Annotated in this window: 14 protein-coding genes; all 14 read right to left on the bottom strand. The window is 67.3% G+C overall.

Annotated features, from left to right (window positions below; translation table 11 throughout):
* Positions 1 to 3: 3 nt before the first annotated feature.
* Complete coding sequence (locus CXY77_RS16700; protein ID WP_104088420.1) at positions 4 to 1,086, bottom strand: prephenate dehydrogenase; 1,083 nt, start codon at positions 1,084 to 1,086, stop codon at positions 4 to 6.
* 12 nt (positions 1,087 to 1,098) lie between these two features.
* Positions 1,099 to 1,848 carry a pseudouridine synthase gene (locus CXY77_RS16695; RefSeq protein WP_233197537.1) on the bottom strand — a complete coding sequence of 250 codons (750 nt, stop codon included), beginning with the start codon at positions 1,846 to 1,848 and terminating at the stop codon, positions 1,099 to 1,101.
* 68 nt (positions 1,849 to 1,916) lie between these two features.
* Positions 1,917 to 2,561, bottom strand: coding sequence for an SMC-Scp complex subunit ScpB (locus tag CXY77_RS16690; protein WP_104130541.1), 645 nt, complete (start codon positions 2,559 to 2,561; stop codon positions 1,917 to 1,919).
* A complete protein-coding gene (locus tag CXY77_RS16685) occupies positions 2,551 to 3,360 on the bottom strand; it encodes a ScpA family protein (RefSeq protein WP_104130540.1) in 810 nt (269 codons plus the stop codon). Before CXY77_RS16685 ends, CXY77_RS16690 begins: the two co-directional genes overlap by 11 nt.
* On the bottom strand, positions 3,344 to 4,183 hold the full coding sequence (locus tag CXY77_RS16680; protein WP_233197536.1) for a ParA family protein: 840 nt from the start codon (positions 4,181 to 4,183) through the stop codon (positions 3,344 to 3,346). Before CXY77_RS16680 ends, CXY77_RS16685 begins: the two co-directional genes overlap by 17 nt.
* Positions 4,184 to 4,324: 141 nt before the next feature.
* Positions 4,325 to 5,257 carry a site-specific tyrosine recombinase XerD gene (gene xerD, locus CXY77_RS16675; protein WP_104130539.1) on the bottom strand — a complete coding sequence of 311 codons (933 nt, stop codon included), beginning with the start codon at positions 5,255 to 5,257 and terminating at the stop codon, positions 4,325 to 4,327.
* Positions 5,258 to 5,259: 2 nt separating this feature from the next.
* A complete protein-coding gene (locus CXY77_RS16670; protein WP_092339529.1) occupies positions 5,260 to 5,904 on the bottom strand; it encodes an NUDIX hydrolase in 645 nt (214 codons plus the stop codon).
* The gene (locus CXY77_RS16665; RefSeq protein ID WP_233197486.1) at positions 5,897 to 7,591 is read right to left on the bottom strand and encodes a CTP synthase; all 1,695 of its coding nucleotides are present in this window, start codon (positions 7,589 to 7,591) and stop codon (positions 5,897 to 5,899) included. The genes CXY77_RS16670 and CXY77_RS16665 overlap by 8 nt, the downstream gene beginning before the upstream one ends.
* 35 nt (positions 7,592 to 7,626) lie before the next feature.
* Positions 7,627 to 9,321, bottom strand: coding sequence for a DNA repair protein RecN (recN, locus tag CXY77_RS16660; protein ID WP_092339528.1), 1,695 nt, complete (start codon positions 9,319 to 9,321; stop codon positions 7,627 to 7,629).
* Positions 9,318 to 10,238: an NAD kinase gene (locus tag CXY77_RS16655; RefSeq protein WP_092339527.1), complete on the bottom strand. Its 921-nt coding sequence runs from the start codon at positions 10,236 to 10,238 to the stop codon at positions 9,318 to 9,320. The genes recN and CXY77_RS16655 overlap by 4 nt, the downstream gene beginning before the upstream one ends.
* Before the next feature lie 4 nt (positions 10,239 to 10,242).
* Complete coding sequence (locus CXY77_RS16650; RefSeq protein ID WP_104088444.1) at positions 10,243 to 11,043, bottom strand: TlyA family RNA methyltransferase; 801 nt, start codon at positions 11,041 to 11,043, stop codon at positions 10,243 to 10,245.
* 116 nt (positions 11,044 to 11,159) lie between these two features.
* Positions 11,160 to 11,315 carry a hypothetical protein gene (locus CXY77_RS20365; RefSeq protein ID WP_166789869.1) on the bottom strand — a complete coding sequence of 52 codons (156 nt, stop codon included), beginning with the start codon at positions 11,313 to 11,315 and terminating at the stop codon, positions 11,160 to 11,162.
* Between the two features lie 9 nt (positions 11,316 to 11,324).
* Positions 11,325 to 12,353 (bottom strand): HAD-IIA family hydrolase, encoded by a 1,029-nt coding sequence (locus CXY77_RS16645; protein WP_092339526.1) that lies wholly within the window; start codon positions 12,351 to 12,353, stop codon positions 11,325 to 11,327.
* Complete coding sequence (locus CXY77_RS16640) at positions 12,331 to 13,314, bottom strand: hypothetical protein (RefSeq protein ID WP_233197485.1); 984 nt, start codon at positions 13,312 to 13,314, stop codon at positions 12,331 to 12,333. The genes CXY77_RS16645 and CXY77_RS16640 overlap by 23 nt, the downstream gene beginning before the upstream one ends.
* Positions 13,315 to 14,583 lie beyond the last annotated feature (1,269 nt).

Below are 14,583 nucleotides of genomic sequence, written 5' to 3'. Positions count from 1 at the left end.
AAGTCAACCAGCAATCCGCCAGCCGCGGGCGGCCAGCTCTTCGGTGAGGCAAATGACGGCCTCGGGCAGTACGGAGATTTCGGCGAGACCGATCTGGGCGCCCGGCGAGTGTTCCAAGCGTAAGTCTTCAAGGTTGACGCCGAGCTCACCGATGTCGTTGAGCAGCCGGGCGATCTGGCCGGGCTGGTCGTTGACCATGACGACCATCGATGAGAACCGGCGGTCCTGGCCGTGTTTGCCGGGCAGGCGGGCCACCCCGGCATTGCCGCCGGCGAGTTCCTCGGCGACCTTGCGCTGCGAACCTGGTGCGGCAGGGTCTTCGAGGGCATCGATGAACCGGTCGAGGTCGTCGCGGTAAGCCAGCAAGACGTCCCGCACCGGGCCGGCGTTGGCTCCGAGGATCTGCACCCACAGGTCGGGGTCGCTCGCCGCGACGCGGGTCACGTCGCGCAGGCCCTGGCCGGCCAGGTTGAGCGAGGAGTGTGCGGCCCCAGTGAGGCGGCGGGCCATCAGGGTGGAGATGACCTGCGGTACGTGCGAGACCAGGGCGACGCCGAGGTCGTGTTCCTCGGGCGTCATTTCGACCAGGATAGCGCCGAGGTCGAGGATGAGGTCGTCGATCGCGCCGGCCTGCTGGTAGCTGATCGCGTCGTGCGCGGCGACCACCCAGGGTCGGCCGATGAACAGGTCGGCGCGGCCGGACAGCGGGCCGCCCTTCTCCCGACCGGCGAGCGGATGCGACCCGATGTACCGGCTGATGTCCGCGCCACGCTCGCGCAGCTCGGCGAGAGGTGCCAGCTTGACGCTCGCGACATCCGTCACGATCGCTCCCGGGTGCGCCTCGAGTTCGCGGGCGACGATCTCGGCGGTCACGTCGGGCGGCACGCAGACCACGATCAGCTGCGGCAGGTCGCCGTCCTTCGCGGCGCGGCCGGCACCGTAGTCGATCGCGATGCGCAGGTTCGTCGGTGACGCGTCGGCGAGGATCGTCTCGATCTTGCGGCCCCGCAGTCCGAGGCCGATGCTGGTTCCAAGCAGACCGACGCCGACGATGCGCACCGGGCCGACGAGGCGGCTTTCCCCCATATGCGTCAGTCCTTAGTCAGCTTCGGGCCGCGCGCTCGGCGCCTGCCGGGAGACCGTGAGCAGCTGGCCGAGTTCTTCGCGGGTGAGTTCGCGTACGGCTCCCTGCTGCAGGGTTCCGAGGTTCAACGGTCCGAATTGGCGACGTACCAGGTCGACCACGGGGTGACCGACGGCGTCGAGCATCCGTCGTACGATGCGGTTTCGACCGGAGTGCAGGGTGAGTTCGACCATGCTGTAGCCGCCGCCGGGAGGGCTCGTGAGAATGCGCGCCTTGTCGGCGTGGATGGGGCCGTCGTCGAGTTCGATGCCGCTCTGCAGCTGCCCGATGGTCTGCGGCGAGACGCGGCCCTCGACCTTGGCGATGTAGGTCTTGGAGACGCCGAAAGAGGGGTGGGCGAGCACGTGGGCGAGGTCACCGTCGTTGGTGAGAATCAGCAGGCCGCTGGTCTGGGCGTCGAGGCGCCCAACGTTGAACAGTCGTTCGTCGAACTGGTCGGTGAATTCGCGCAGGTCGGGGCGTCCGCTCTCGTCCTGCATCGAGGAAACAACACCGACCGGCTTGTTGAGCATGAGGTAGCGGCGGGTGGTGTCGAGCTGCACGGCCACGTTGTCGACGGCGACCTGGTCGCTTTCGGGGTGTACCCGGCGGCCAAGCTCCGTGACGACCTTGCCGTTCACGCGCACACGGCCGGAGGTGATGAGGTCTTCGGAGACGCGGCGGCTGGCGACGCCGGCTGAGGCGAGCACCTTCTGCAGGCGCACGCCGTCGGCGGCGGCCTCCGGGTTGAAGTTGGGGTCGCGCGGGGCTTGGTCCTGGGGGGTGTTGTCGGTCAAAGTAGATCCTCGAATCCGTCGGTGCCGCCGTCGAGCAACGGCGAAATGTGGGGTAACTCGTCGAGCGAGTTGATTCCGAGCTGGGTGAGCAGCAAGTCTGTGGTGGCGTAGTTGATCGCGCCGGTTTCACTGTCGGTGAAGGCCTCGGTGACGAGGCCGCGACCGAGCAGGGTGCGCACGACGGAGTCGACGTTGACGGCGCGAATGCTGGCGACCTGGCCGCGACTGATCGGCTGCTTGTAGGCGATCACGGCGAGGGTTTCGAGCGCCGCCTGGCTGAGCCGGCTGGGATTCTGGGTGAGCACGAAGTCGGTCACGAGCTCATCGTGCGTTGCACGCACGTAGATGCGCCAGCCACCGGCGACCTCGCGCAGCTCAAAACCGCGGCGCACCGCTTTCATACCGTCGGGGCTGCTGATGCCGTCGAAATCGGCCACCAGCCGCGCAACGGATGCCGCTACCTCAGCGACCGGCCGCCCCACGGCGGTCGCGAGGTGCACGAGGCCCTGCGGTTCGTCGGCGACCATGAACACGGCTTCGAGCTGGCGGTCGAGGTCGCTGGCCGCTGGCGAAACGGATGCTGCGGCATCCGTTTGCGGGGCGCGCGATCGCGTGTCGGTTGTCGGGTTTCTAATTGTCATAGTCGGCTCCGAGGGATGCCAGGTTTTCATCGGACCAAGAGTCGCTGCTCCAGCGCAGGGTGAGCTCGCCGAGGGGCTCGATCTGATCGAAGGAGAGGGCGCCATGACGGTACAGTTCGAGCACCGCGAGAAAGCGGGCGATGATGACGCCCTTCAGGTCGGCCCCGGCGATGAGCTGCCGAAACGAGACCGGCTCCCCCGACTGCAGCATGGCGACGACGTAGGCGGCCTGTTCGCGGATGCTGACCAGCGGCGCGTGCAGGTGGTCGAGGCCCACAACGGGCAGCTCGCGCGGTGCGAGGGCCACGGCGGCCAGGGCGGCGAAATCGGCGAGGGAGAGTGTCCAGACCAGCTCGGGAGTCTTCTGACGGTACTTCTCCTCGAGTCGCACCGACCGCACGTGCCGGCGGGTCTCCACGTCGAACTGACCGGTGAACCAGCCCGCGGCTTCCTTGAAGGCGCGGTATTGCAGCAGGCGGGCGAACAGCAGGTCGCGGGCTTCGAGCAGCGCCACGTCTTCGGCGTCGACGAGTTCACCCTGCGGCAACAGTCCGGCCACCTTGAGGTCGAGCAGTGTTGCGGCGACGACGAGAAACTCGGTGGCCTGGTCGAGTTCGTCGGCAGCGCCCGGCCCGCGCAGGTAGGAGATGAACTCGTCGGTGACCTGGCTGAGCGAGATCTCGGTGATGTCGAGTTCGTGCCGCGTGATCAGTTTCAACAGCAGGTCGAACGGGCCTTCGAAGTTGCCGAGGGCGACCGAAAACGCGGGCTTCTCGGCCGCGCTAGGCGACTGCGCCACGGTGGATCAGTTCGCGGGCCACCTGTAGGTAGGCCTTAGCGGCCGCGTGCTCGGGCGCGAAGTCGGTAATGGGAACCCCGGCGACGCTCGCATCGGGAAATTTCACGGTGCGGCCGATGACGGTTTCGAGCACGCTGTGGCCGAAGGCGTCGACGACGCGCTCGAGTACCTCGCGGGAGTGCAGGGTGCGGGAGTCGTACATAGTGGCGAGGATTCCGTCGAGTTCGATGGCCGGGTTGAGTCGGTCGCGCACCTTGTCGATGGTTTCGATGAGCAGGGCGACGCCGCGCAGGGCGAAGAATTCGCACTCGAGCGGGATCAGCACGCCGTGGCTCGCGGTGAGGGCGTTCACGGTGAGGATGCCGAGCGAGGGCTGGCAGTCGATCAGGATGACGTCGTAGTCGGCCGACACCTTGCGCAGCACGCGGGCCAGAATCTGCTCGCGGGCGACCTCGTTGACCAGGTGCACCTCGGCGGCGGAGAGGTCGATGTTGGCCGGGATAACGTCGAGTCCCTCGACCGAGGTCGGCTGGATCGCGTCTCTCGGGTCGACCTTGCCGTTCAGCAGCAGGTCGTAGATGGTGGTGACGTCGTGGGTGGGTACGCCGAGGCCGGCCGAGAGGGCGCCTTGCGGGTCGAAGTCGACGGCCAGCACGCGGCGGCCGTAGCTGGCCAGGGCGGCACCGAGGTTGATGGTCGTCGTGGTCTTGCCGACGCCACCCTTCTGGTTGCAGAGGGAGATGATGCGGGCCGGACCGTGGCTTTTCAGAGGCTCCGGTTCGGCGAATTCGTGTTTTTCTCGTCCGGTCGGACCGACCGGCATATCGTCGAAACCGGGTAGCGAAATTCGGTCGCTCAACTTACGCGTCACTGGCCCGTCCTTGATTTGTCCTGCACCCATCACTTGGTCGATTGTAGCGAGTGTTCGGCCCGTCACCGCAAGGATCGCCGCTGTGCCCCCTGATCAGCGCGCTCGGGGGTGGGCGAGGGTGTACATGTCGCGGAGGGTGTCCACCGTGACCAGCGTGTAGATCTGGGTGGTCGCGACCGAGGAATGGCCGAGGAGTTCCTGCACCACGCGCACGTCGGCCCCTCCGGCGAGCAGGTGTGTCGCAAAGGAATGTCGCAGGGTGTGCGGCGAGACGGGCACGGTGAGCCCGGCGCGTTCGGCGGCAGCGCGAATGATCAGCCAGGCGTTTTGCCGGCTCACCCTCTGCCCGCGCAGCCCGAGAAACAGGGCCGGCGTCGAGCGTCCGCGAGCCGACAGCATCGGCCGCGCTCGCACCAGGTAATCGGAGACGGCGGCGCGCGCGAAACTGCCGACCGGCACGATGCGCTGTTTGTCGCCCTTGCCGGTCAGGCGCACCGAGTCGAACTCCTCCACGAGCACGTCGTCGACGTTGAGGTTGACTACCTCGCTCACCCGGGCGCCGGTAGCGTAGAGCAGTTCGAGCAGGGCTTTGTCGCGCAGGCGCTGCACATCGTCGCCGTCGGTGGCCGCGAGCAGCGCGCTGACCTGGTCGATCGAGATCGCCTTGGGCAGGCGCAGGGCCAGTTTGGGCGGTTTGGTGTCGTGCGCAACATCCGTTTCGACGAGGCCCTCACCCTGCAGAAACCGGTGAAACCCGCGCACGGTCGAGAGAACGCGGGCGATGGAAGCCGCCGTCAGCGGCGATTCCGGGCGCAGTCCGAGGTACTGCACGAAGGCCGAGATGTGCGCTCGGGTGACGTCGCGCAGGTCGGTGATCGGCCGCGGCGCACCCTCAGCCGAATCTGCCCCAAGCCAGGCCGTGTACACCCCGAGATCACGGCGGTAGGCGGCGACGGTGTTCGCCGCGAGACCGCGCTCGACCGACACGTGCCGCAGATACCCATCCACCGCCGTGGCGATCGACATGTTCAGGCGGCGGTGTGACTGCTGCGCGAATGAATGCTGAGCGGATGCCGCGGCCACGGCAGGTCTGCCGCCGCCAGCGTGCTCCAACCGCGTGAACGCGCCACCTGGGCGGCCAGAACAGCCACGATCAGGATCGGGTTGGAGATGCGACGGGCCAGCACGGCGTCGACGCACTCGTCCAGCGGAACCCACCGCAGTTCGATGTCGGCTTCTTCGTGGGTACGGGCGAACGCGGCAACCGCCGAGATGCCCCGGGCGAGGTAGACCCGAATCGCTTCGTTGCTGCCGCCGGGCGAGGTGTAGAACTCGGTGAGCAGCGCCCACTCGGAAGCGACGACATCCGCTTCTTCGGCCAGTTCGCGCTTCGCTCCGACGACGGCGTTCTCGCCGCTCACGTCGAGCAGTCCGGCCGGCAGTTCCCAACCGCGCAGGCCGGTCGGGTGCCGGTACTGCTTGATCAGCAGCACCCGGTCCTGCTGGTCGAGGGCGAGTACGGCGACCGCGCCGGGGTGGTCGAGGTACTCGCGGGTGATGCTCGCGCCGTTGTAGTCGAAGCTATCGCGACGCACGTTCCAGATGGCGCCGTCATAGACGATGTCGCTCGCGGTTACCTCGACCGGCGCGACGTCATCCTGCAGTTCAGGCACTGAGTTCTTCTTTCACCTCGAACAGGCGGCTGGCCTGCTGGCGGTCGAGCGCGGCCTTGATCAAGCCGCGAAACAGCGGATGCGCGTGGTTCGGTCGTGACCGCAGCTCGGGGTGGGCCTGCGTGCCCACGTAGAACGGGTGTTCCTCGCGCTTGAGCTCGACGTATTCGACCAGGTGGCGGTCGGGGCTGGTTCCGGAGAACCACAGGCCGGCCAGGGCGATCTGGTCGCGGAAGGCGTTGTTGACCTCGTAGCGGTGACGGTGACGTTCGGACGCCGAGTTTTCGCCGTACAGTTCGGCGACGAGGGACCCCTCGGCGAGGGTAGCCGGGTAGAGGCCGAGGCGCATGGTGCCGCCGAGGTCGCCGCCGGCGATGATCTCGACCTGCTCTTCCATGGTCGCGATGACCGGAAACTCGGTTTCCGGGTCGAACTCGCTCGAGGATGCTCCGGGCAGGTTGGCCTTGTTGCGGGCGTATTCGATGACCATGCACTGCAGGCCGAGGCACAGTCCGAGCACCGGGATGCCGTTTTCGCGGGCGAACTTGAGGGCGCCGAGCTTGCCCTCGATGCCGCGGATGCCGAAGCCGCCCGGCACGCAGATGCCGTCGAGTTCGCCGAGCAGGCGGGCCGCTCCCTCGTCGGTTTCGCAATCGTCGGAGCCGATCCAGACGATCTTGACCTTGCTCTGGTTGGCGAATCCGCCGGCTCGCAGCGCCTCGGTAACCGAGAGGTAGGCATCCGGGAGGTCGATGTATTTGCCGACCAGACCGATCGTGACCTCGTGCTTGGGGTGGCGTACGGCTTCGAGCAGGTTCTCCCAGCCGGACCAGTCGACGACGTCGGCCACGAGGCCGAGGGCGTTGACGATGTATTTGTCGAGACCCTGGTCGTGCAGCATGGTCGGGATCTCGTAAATCGACGCAACGTCGACGGCGTTGACGACGGCGTCTTCGTCGACGTCGCACATGAGCGCGATCTTGCGCTTGTTTGACTCAGAGACCGGCCGGTCGCTGCGCAGCACGAGGGCGTCGGGCTGAATACCGATCGAGCGCAGAGTCGCGACGGAGTGCTGAGTGGGCTTGGTCTTCTGCTCGCCGGCCGCGCCGAGGAACGGCACGAGCGAAACGTGCACGAAGAAAACGTTGCCGCGGCCGAGTTCGTGGCGCACCTGGCGGGCGGCCTCGAGGAACGGCTGGCTTTCGATGTCACCGACGGTGCCGCCGACCTCGGTGATGATCACGTCGGGGCGCACATCGTCACTGGCCTGCAGGCGCATGCGACGCTTGATCTCGTCGGTGATGTGCGGGATGACCTGCACGGTGTCGCCGAGATATTCGCCGCGGCGTTCCTTGGCGATGACCTGCGAGTAGATCTGCCCGGTCGTCACGTTGGCCGACTGGCCGAGGTTGATGTCGAGAAAACGTTCGTAGTGCCCGATATCGAGGTCGGTCTCCGCGCCGTCGTCGGTCACGAAGACCTCGCCGTGCTGGAACGGGTTCATCGTTCCCGGGTCGACGTTGAGATAGGGGTCAAGCTTCTGCATGACGACCCGCAGGCCGCGTGCAGTGAGAAGGTTTCCGAGGCTGGCCGCCGTCAAGCCCTTACCGAGCGAGGAGACCACACCCCCGGTCACGAAGATGTGCTTGGTCGTGCCGTCTGATCTATCCGTAAGTATATTTTCCACCACGGGCTTCAATGCTATCACCTGAATTTCGCCGATCACTTTGGCTTCGCGAGGTCGAGCAGTTCGCGGGCATGTTCGAGGCCGCTCTTCGAGTCGGGCAGCCCCGAGAGCAGGCGCGCCATTTCGGCGGCCCGGTCGTCGCCGCGCAGCTGGCGCACGCTCGAGGCGGTGACGGATCCGTCACTGTCCTTGACCACACTGAGGTGGTTACCGGCGAACGCTGCGACCTGGGCGAGGTGGGTGACCACGATCACCTGGGCGGTTTCGGCCAGTCGAGCCAGCCGGCGTCCGATTTCAATGGCGGCGGCCCCGCCCACGCCGGCATCGATCTCGTCGAAGACGAAGGTGGGTACCGGGTCGGTCGCGTTGATGACGACCTCGATGGCGAGCATGACCCGCGACAATTCGCCACCGGATGCCCCGCGCGCCAACGCCCGGGGTTCGGCGCCCGCGTGCGGCTGCAGCAGCAGGCGTACGAGGTCGCTGCCGGTGATCGTGAACTCGGGGCCAGGTTCCACCTCCACGAGTAGCACGGCGTCCGGCATCGCCAGCGCGCCGAGTTCTGAGGTCACCCGGGCGCCGAGCTGCACGGCTGCCGCCAGGCGCAACGCGGTGAGGGCGGCGGCGAGGTCGGTGACCAGCGTGTGGTCAGCATCCGCTTCGGCGCTGAGCTCATCGATTCTCTCGGAGTCGGAGTCGAGCTCGAGCAGCCGCGTGCTGCCGGTGTCCAGAAATTCGATGGCTTCCTCGAGACCGCCTGGGTACTTGCGGGCGAGGATTCCCAGTTCGCCGCGGCGTTCCTGCACGATTTCGAGTTCGCGGGCACCGTCGGCGTCGAGGCCGTCCAGATACCTGGCCAGTTCGGCGGCGATGTCGGCGACGACGAAACCGACGTTGGCGATCGCCGCGACCAACGACGGCAGGGCGACGTCGTGCGGCGCGACCCGGTCGAGGGCGCGCCTGGCGGTTTCGAGCAGGGCAACGACGTCGGGCAGGTCGTCGGGGTTGTCTTCGGCGGAGATGAGCTGACGGGCCTGCTCGCCGGCCAGGCGCAGCTCTTCGAGGTTGCCGAGGCGTTCAGCACGCTCGGCCAGCTCGGCGTCCTCTCCGCGCTGCGGGGCGACCGTTTCGATCTCGGCCAGTGCAGCGCGCAGGTCGTCGGCCTCGCGAGCACGCAGGTCGCGCTCCGTGACCAGCCGATCGAGATCCTGTTGATTGGCCTGCCAGCGGTGGAAGGCGTGCTGGTAGTCGCCGAGAACGGCGGCGAGATCGGGCCCGGCGAAGCGGTCGAGGGCGTCGCGCTGGGCGGCGGCGGAGCGCAGGCGCACCTGATCACTCTGGCCGTGCACCACGACGAGGTCGTTGCGCAGGTCACCGAGTACGCTCGCCGGAGCGCCACGGCCGCCGACCATCGCGCGACTGCGCCCTTCGCTCGAGACCGATCGCCCGAGGATCAGTTCCGGCCCGTCGAGGTCTCCCCCGGCGTCGCGCACACGGTCGGCCACGGCGCTGGCCGGGTCGATGACCCAACGGCCCTGCACGAAACTTTGCGGCTGACCCTGGCGCACGGTGCCGGCATCCGCTCGATCGCCGAGCAGCAGCCCGAGGGCGGTGACCACCATGGTCTTGCCGGCGCCGGTTTCGCCGGTGACGGCGGTGAAGCCGGGGCCGAGCGGTAGCGTGGCCTCGGCGATGACGCCGAGGTCGCGGATGAACAGCTCGTCGATCACTCGCGGCCGACCGGGCCGCGCCAGCCGGTGACCGGCAGGTCGAACTTGTTGACCAGGCGGTCGGTGAATGGCCCGATGTGCAGGCGGGCCAGCCGCACCGGAACAGTGGAACGGCGCACGATCACGCGGGCGCCGGTTGGGAGGTCCTGGGTGCGGCGTCCGTCGGCGCAGAGCACGGCGCGGGCGCCGGTACGGGAGAGTACTTCAACGGCAAGGGACGACTCCGGGCCGACCACAAGCGGCCGCGCGAACAGGGCGTGGGCGCTGAGCGGCACCAGCAGCAGCGCTTCGACGCCGGGCCAGACGATCGGGCCGCCGGCCGAGAACGAGTAGGCGGTTGAGCCGGTCGGGGTCGAGAGCACGACGCCGTCGCAGCCGAACGACGACAGCGGACGACCGTCAACCTCGACGACGACCTCGATCATGCGTTCGCGGCTGGCTTTTTCGACGGTGACCTCGTTGAGCGCCCAGGTTTCGTAGACGACCTCGTCGGCGACCTTGACCCGCACCGAGAGGGCGAGGCGTTCCTCGACCTCGTAGTCGCCCTTGAGTGCTCGACGCACGGCCTCGCCGAGGTCGTCACGCTCGCTCTCGGCGAGAAAACCCACGTGGCCAAGGTTGATACCGAGCAGCGGTGCCGAGCAGCCGCGCACGAGTTCGGCCGATCGCAGGATGGTGCCGTCGCCGCCGAGCACGATGACCAGCTCGAGTTCGTCGGTTTTTACGGTTTCCCCGAGAATGGCAATGTGGCCGTTCAGTTCGGGCGATGAAGCGAGCAGGTCGGCCCGCTCATCGAGCGCGAGCACGGGCACGGCGCCGGCAGCGATGAGCTGCTCGCAGACCGTCGCGGCGGCCTCGAGCGAGTCGGCCCGGCCGGTGTGCGCCACAATCAGAAAATACCGCGGGGTGTCACTCATCTCGTCACGCTCCCACCACGGAATCGACCCGGTCCATCCATTCTGTCGGATTTGTGCCGGCCGTGGCGCTCATCCAGCACAGATACTCGTGATTTCCGGCCGCCCCAATGATGGGTGAGGCGATGACGCCGCAGGTCTTCAGGCCCAGGTCCCAGCCGGCCCAGAGCACGCCGGCCACCGAGTCGCTGCGCAGGCCCCTATCGTGCACGATGCCCTCGCGAATGCCGCCGCGACCCACCTCGAACTGCGGCTTGATCAGCAGCACGAAGTCGGCGCCGGGTGCGGCCGTGGCCACGAGGGCCGGCAACACGGTGGTCAGTGAGATAAACGACAGGTCGGCCACGACGAGGTCGGGCCGTTCCGCGATTCCGGATGCCCCGGCGAGCGTTTCCGGGGTCGCATAGCGGATGTTGTACCCCTCGACCAACAACAGCCGCGGCTCGATCTTCAGTTGCGCTGCCAGCTGGCCGTGGCCGACATCGGCGGCGATCACCTGAGCTGCGCCGCGTTCGAGCAGTACCTGGCTGAACCCACCGGTGCTCGCTCCGGCGTCGAGAGCCGTGCGGCCGCTGACGTCGAGGTTGAAGGCGTCGAGAGCTGCATTGAGTTTGTGGGCGCCCCGGCTGACGTAGTGGTCGGTCGCGGCCACCTCGAGAACAGCGTCCGCGTCTACTTTGGTGCTGGCCTTCACGACCGGCACTCCGTTGACCGTGACGAGGCCGTCGGCGATGAGTTTGGCAGCGACCGTTCGGGACCGAACCAGGCCACGATCGGCGAGGGCGGCGTCGAGGCGGGAGGCGGGCATCCGTTCTGGCGGGCCGTCAAACGGGGCGGTATCGGTCGGGTCAGCGTCGTTCACGTGCTCGGGCATAAATGGGTCTGTTTCATGGTCTCGGCGAAAATTCGGCACGGAGGCGTCGGTCACGCCTGGCCCGCCTGGTCGGTGTCGGCGTTCTCGAGTTGTTCGCGCAGCTGCTCGTGCAGCTGCCCAAAGGCCTCAGCGCGCGCTTCGAGCGGCTGGGTCTCGATGTCGACGAGTTGCGCCGCGAGATCGACCGATTCTGGTTCGGGGTTCACAGCTCTAGGCTACTGCTCGAGATACAGTCGCTCCGGAACGTTGAGGCCGTAAATCGCCCGCCCGGATCGGTAGATCGCGGCGCAGGCCGCGCGCAGCAGGTTGACCCCGCCGTCGCCTGCCTTGAGAATTTGCACGTCGTTGCCATGCACCCGCACGCTGGCCCCGTTCACCGTCGCGGTCGAACCGTCCTTGGAGAACACCGTTTCCGGGTACGGCTCGTGCAGTTGCTGCAGGTTTTCGATGATGAACGCCGGCCGCGACTCCTTGTCGGCGGCGAGGGCTTGTTTGGCCCGGTCGATGCCGGTGAGCACGAGTACGGCGGGGATGCCGGCCCGGTTGGCACCGAGAATGTCGGTGTCGAGCCGGTCGCCGATGAAGAGCGCGTTCTTCGCGTTGAACCGCCGAGTCGCCTCCAGAAAGATGGCCGCTTCGGGTTTGCCTGCCACGAGCGGCAGCCGGCCCACAGCCGTGTGCACGGCGGAAACAAGCGTTCCGTTGCCGGGAGCGATGCCGCGGGCCACCGGAATGGTCCAGTCGGTGTTGGTCGCGATCCACGGAATTCCGGTGCCCACGCCGTCGGCATTCAATGCGAACGCCGCTTCGGCCAGGTGCACCCAGCCGACGTCGGGTGAGAAACCCTGGATGACGGCGGCCGGCTTGTCGTCGGCCGAGCGCGTCACGACGAAACCGCCCTTGACCACCTCATCGACCAGACCGTCGCCACCCACCACGAGGATGCTCGAGCCGGGTGCCACCTGCTCAGCGAGCAGCCGCACGGCTGCCTGGGGAGAGGTGACGACATCCCCTGCGGCCACGCTCAGCCCGAGTTGGGTGAGGTGGTCGGCAACCGACTGGTCGGTACGCGAGGCATTGTTGGTGATGTAGCCCACGCGCATCGTGTCAGCGGCACGGTTCAGGCTTTCAACGGCGAACGGAATCGCCGCCGGACCCGCATAAACCACACCGTCCAGATCGGCCAGCAGCACGTCAACGCCATCGAGTGGCGTCGCCGACTCAGGCTTTCGGCGATGCAGCATCCGGCTCCGTTTCGTCATCCTGCGAAACGGATGCCGCAGCGTCGTCCTCGGCGTTCGTCTGGTCGTCGGCGTCGTCAACCTCAACGGCAGACGCTGGATCAACGGCCGTCGCCGGAGCATCGCCGAGGCCGGCCGCGGCAACTGCACGAGCAGCCTCGCCGGCGTCGACCGATTCGTCATCGTCGTCATCATCGCCGGCGTCAGCCGCAAAGTCGGCGAGGGCGTCATCGTCGTCCTCTTCCATCTCTTCGATTTCGATGGTTTCGTCATCGTCACCGGAGGCACCGAGGGCGGCGTCAGCGCGAGAGGCCCGTTCGAGCCACTCGTCAGCTTCGTCCTCGCGGCCGAGTTCGCTCAGAACCTCTGCGTAGGCGGCGAACAGCTCGGGGCTGTAGGAGAAGGCCGTGTTGGGGTTGAGCTGGGGAATTTCGAGTTCAACGAGCGCGGCATCCGTTTCACCGAGGTCGAGGCGTGCCCCCGACATGGCGATGGCCAGACCAACCTGTACGGACGGGGACAGCGTGCTGCGGTCGACCGAGCGACCAAGTTCGAGAGCCCGGTCGGGACGGCCCACGCCACGTTCGCTGTCGACCATGAGGGGCAGCTGGTCGTTCGAGCCGGAAATGCGACGGTAGGTGCGCAGTTCGCGCAGGGCCAGGGCGAAGTCGCCGGTGGCATAAGCGGTGATCGCGAGGCTCTCGCGCACAACTCCAATGCGGCCGGCCCTGCGGGCGGCGCTCATCACGTGCTGGTGGGCGAGCTGCGGGTTCTCGTCGATGACGCGTGCCGCCATGGCCAGGTGGCGGCCAACGGTCTCGGCGTTCTCCTTGGTCAGGGTCTTCAGCTCGTTCCGCGCGATGCGGTCGAGGTCGTTGGCCGTGATGTCGTCGGGAAGCTCGGGGTCATCGTGACGGGGACGCACCGAACGCAGCTCACGCTGCATGCGCTGCTCTTCGGTCATCTCCTCTTCGACGACGCGGGCATCGCGGTCGTTACGGGCCGGAGCGCCGTCGCGGGTCCACAGCTTCTTGCCGGCGTCGACGCGCGGGGCACCGGCACGGTTCGGTGAACCGCCGCGCTGGGTCCACGGCTTGCTGTCGTTGTCGCTGCGCGGTCGGTCGTTGCTCGGCCGATCGCTGCGGTCGGGCCGTGCGCCATCCTTGGCCCACGGCTTACGGTCCCCGCCCTGGGCAAGGCGATCAGAGTTGCCCCGGTATGGAGCACGATCGTTGGAGCCGGACGGACGATCAGAGTTGCCACGGTACGAAGGACGCTCACCCTGGGCAGGGCGGTCAGAGCTACCCCGATACGGAGGACGCTCGCCCTGCGCCGGGCGGTCAGAGCTACCCCGATACGGAGGACGCTCGCCCTGCGCCGGGCGGTCAGAGTTGCCACGGTAGGGAGCACGCTCGCCCTGCGCCGGGCGGTCAGAGTTGCCACGGTAGGGAGCACGCTCGTTGCCGCCGGAGGGTCGGTCAGAGTTGCCACGGTACGGGGCACGGTCACCCTGGGCAGGACGATCCGAGTTACCCCGATACGGCGCACGGTCGTTTCCACCAGACGCACGATCAGAATTACCCCGATACGGAGGACGCTCGCCTTGCGCGGGCCGATCCGAATTGCCTCGATACGGAGCGCGGTCATTGCCGCCGGAAGGTCGATCAGAGTTTCCCCGGTACGGAGCACGCTCGCCCTGAGCCGGACGATCAGAATTGCCACGGTACGGTGCGCGGTCATTGCCGCCGGAAGGTCGATCAGAGTTTCCCCGGTACGGAGTACGCTCGCCCTGAGCCGGACGATCCGAATTGCCACGGTACGGAGCCCGGTCATTGCCGCCATAGGCGGGCCGATCAGAGTTACCGCGATACGGCGGCCGTTCTCCACCCTGCTGGGGGCGGTCGGAGTTGCCACGGTAGGGAGGCTTGGCACCATCACGGCCACCGGAAGGTCGCTCGTTCGAGGGTCGGCCACTCTGGTTCGAACGACGGTCATCCTGACCGTTGTTACGGGAATCGCCGTCGCGGGGTCCTGAAGGGCTCACTTGTATCTCCTGTGTAATTAGTCCGGCATTTCGACAGACAGGCCAAGCCTAATCCCTAGCGCAAAACCCCGCTGAGAACCTACCCATCAAGATGCAACGCCATTCCGCCAGACGCCCGCTCTTACCGCGGCTGGAGCACGTCGCAGCTCGCACAGCGTCTACGTTGTGGGCGGGGTGTCGGGGTATTCG

The sequence above is a fragment of the Cryobacterium sp. N21 genome (assembly GCF_002929575.1).
Taxonomy (GTDB): domain Bacteria; phylum Actinomycetota; class Actinomycetes; order Actinomycetales; family Microbacteriaceae; genus Cryobacterium; species Cryobacterium flavum.
This window is presented reverse-complemented; position numbering and strand designations above follow the sequence as displayed.

What these genes read in the sequence shown, in the direction of transcription:
- CXY77_RS16700 (WP_104088420.1), bottom strand. Translation starts at nt 1,086, where the DNA reads ATGGGGGAAAGCCGCCTCGTCGGCCCGGTGCGCATCGTCGGCGTCGGT.
- CXY77_RS16690 (WP_104130541.1), bottom strand. Translation starts at nt 2,561, where the DNA reads ATGACAATTAGAAACCCGACAACCGACACGCGATCGCGCGCCCCGCAA.
- CXY77_RS16680 (WP_233197536.1), bottom strand. Translation starts at nt 4,183, where the DNA reads ATGCCGGTCGGTCCGACCGGACGAGAAAAACACGAATTCGCCGAACCG.
- xerD (WP_104130539.1), bottom strand. Translation starts at nt 5,257, where the DNA reads ATGTCGATCGCCACGGCGGTGGATGGGTATCTGCGGCACGTGTCGGTC.
- CXY77_RS16655 (WP_092339527.1), bottom strand. Translation starts at nt 10,238, where the DNA reads ATGAGTGACACCCCGCGGTATTTTCTGATTGTGGCGCACACCGGCCGG.
- CXY77_RS16650 (WP_104088444.1), bottom strand. Translation starts at nt 11,043, where the DNA reads ATGCCCGCCTCCCGCCTCGACGCCGCCCTCGCCGATCGTGGCCTGGTT.
- CXY77_RS16645 (WP_092339526.1), bottom strand. Translation starts at nt 12,353, where the DNA reads ATGCTGCATCGCCGAAAGCCTGAGTCGGCGACGCCACTCGATGGCGTT.
- CXY77_RS16640 (WP_233197485.1), bottom strand. Translation starts at nt 13,314, where the DNA reads ATGACCGAAGAGCAGCGCATGCAGCGTGAGCTGCGTTCGGTGCGTCCC.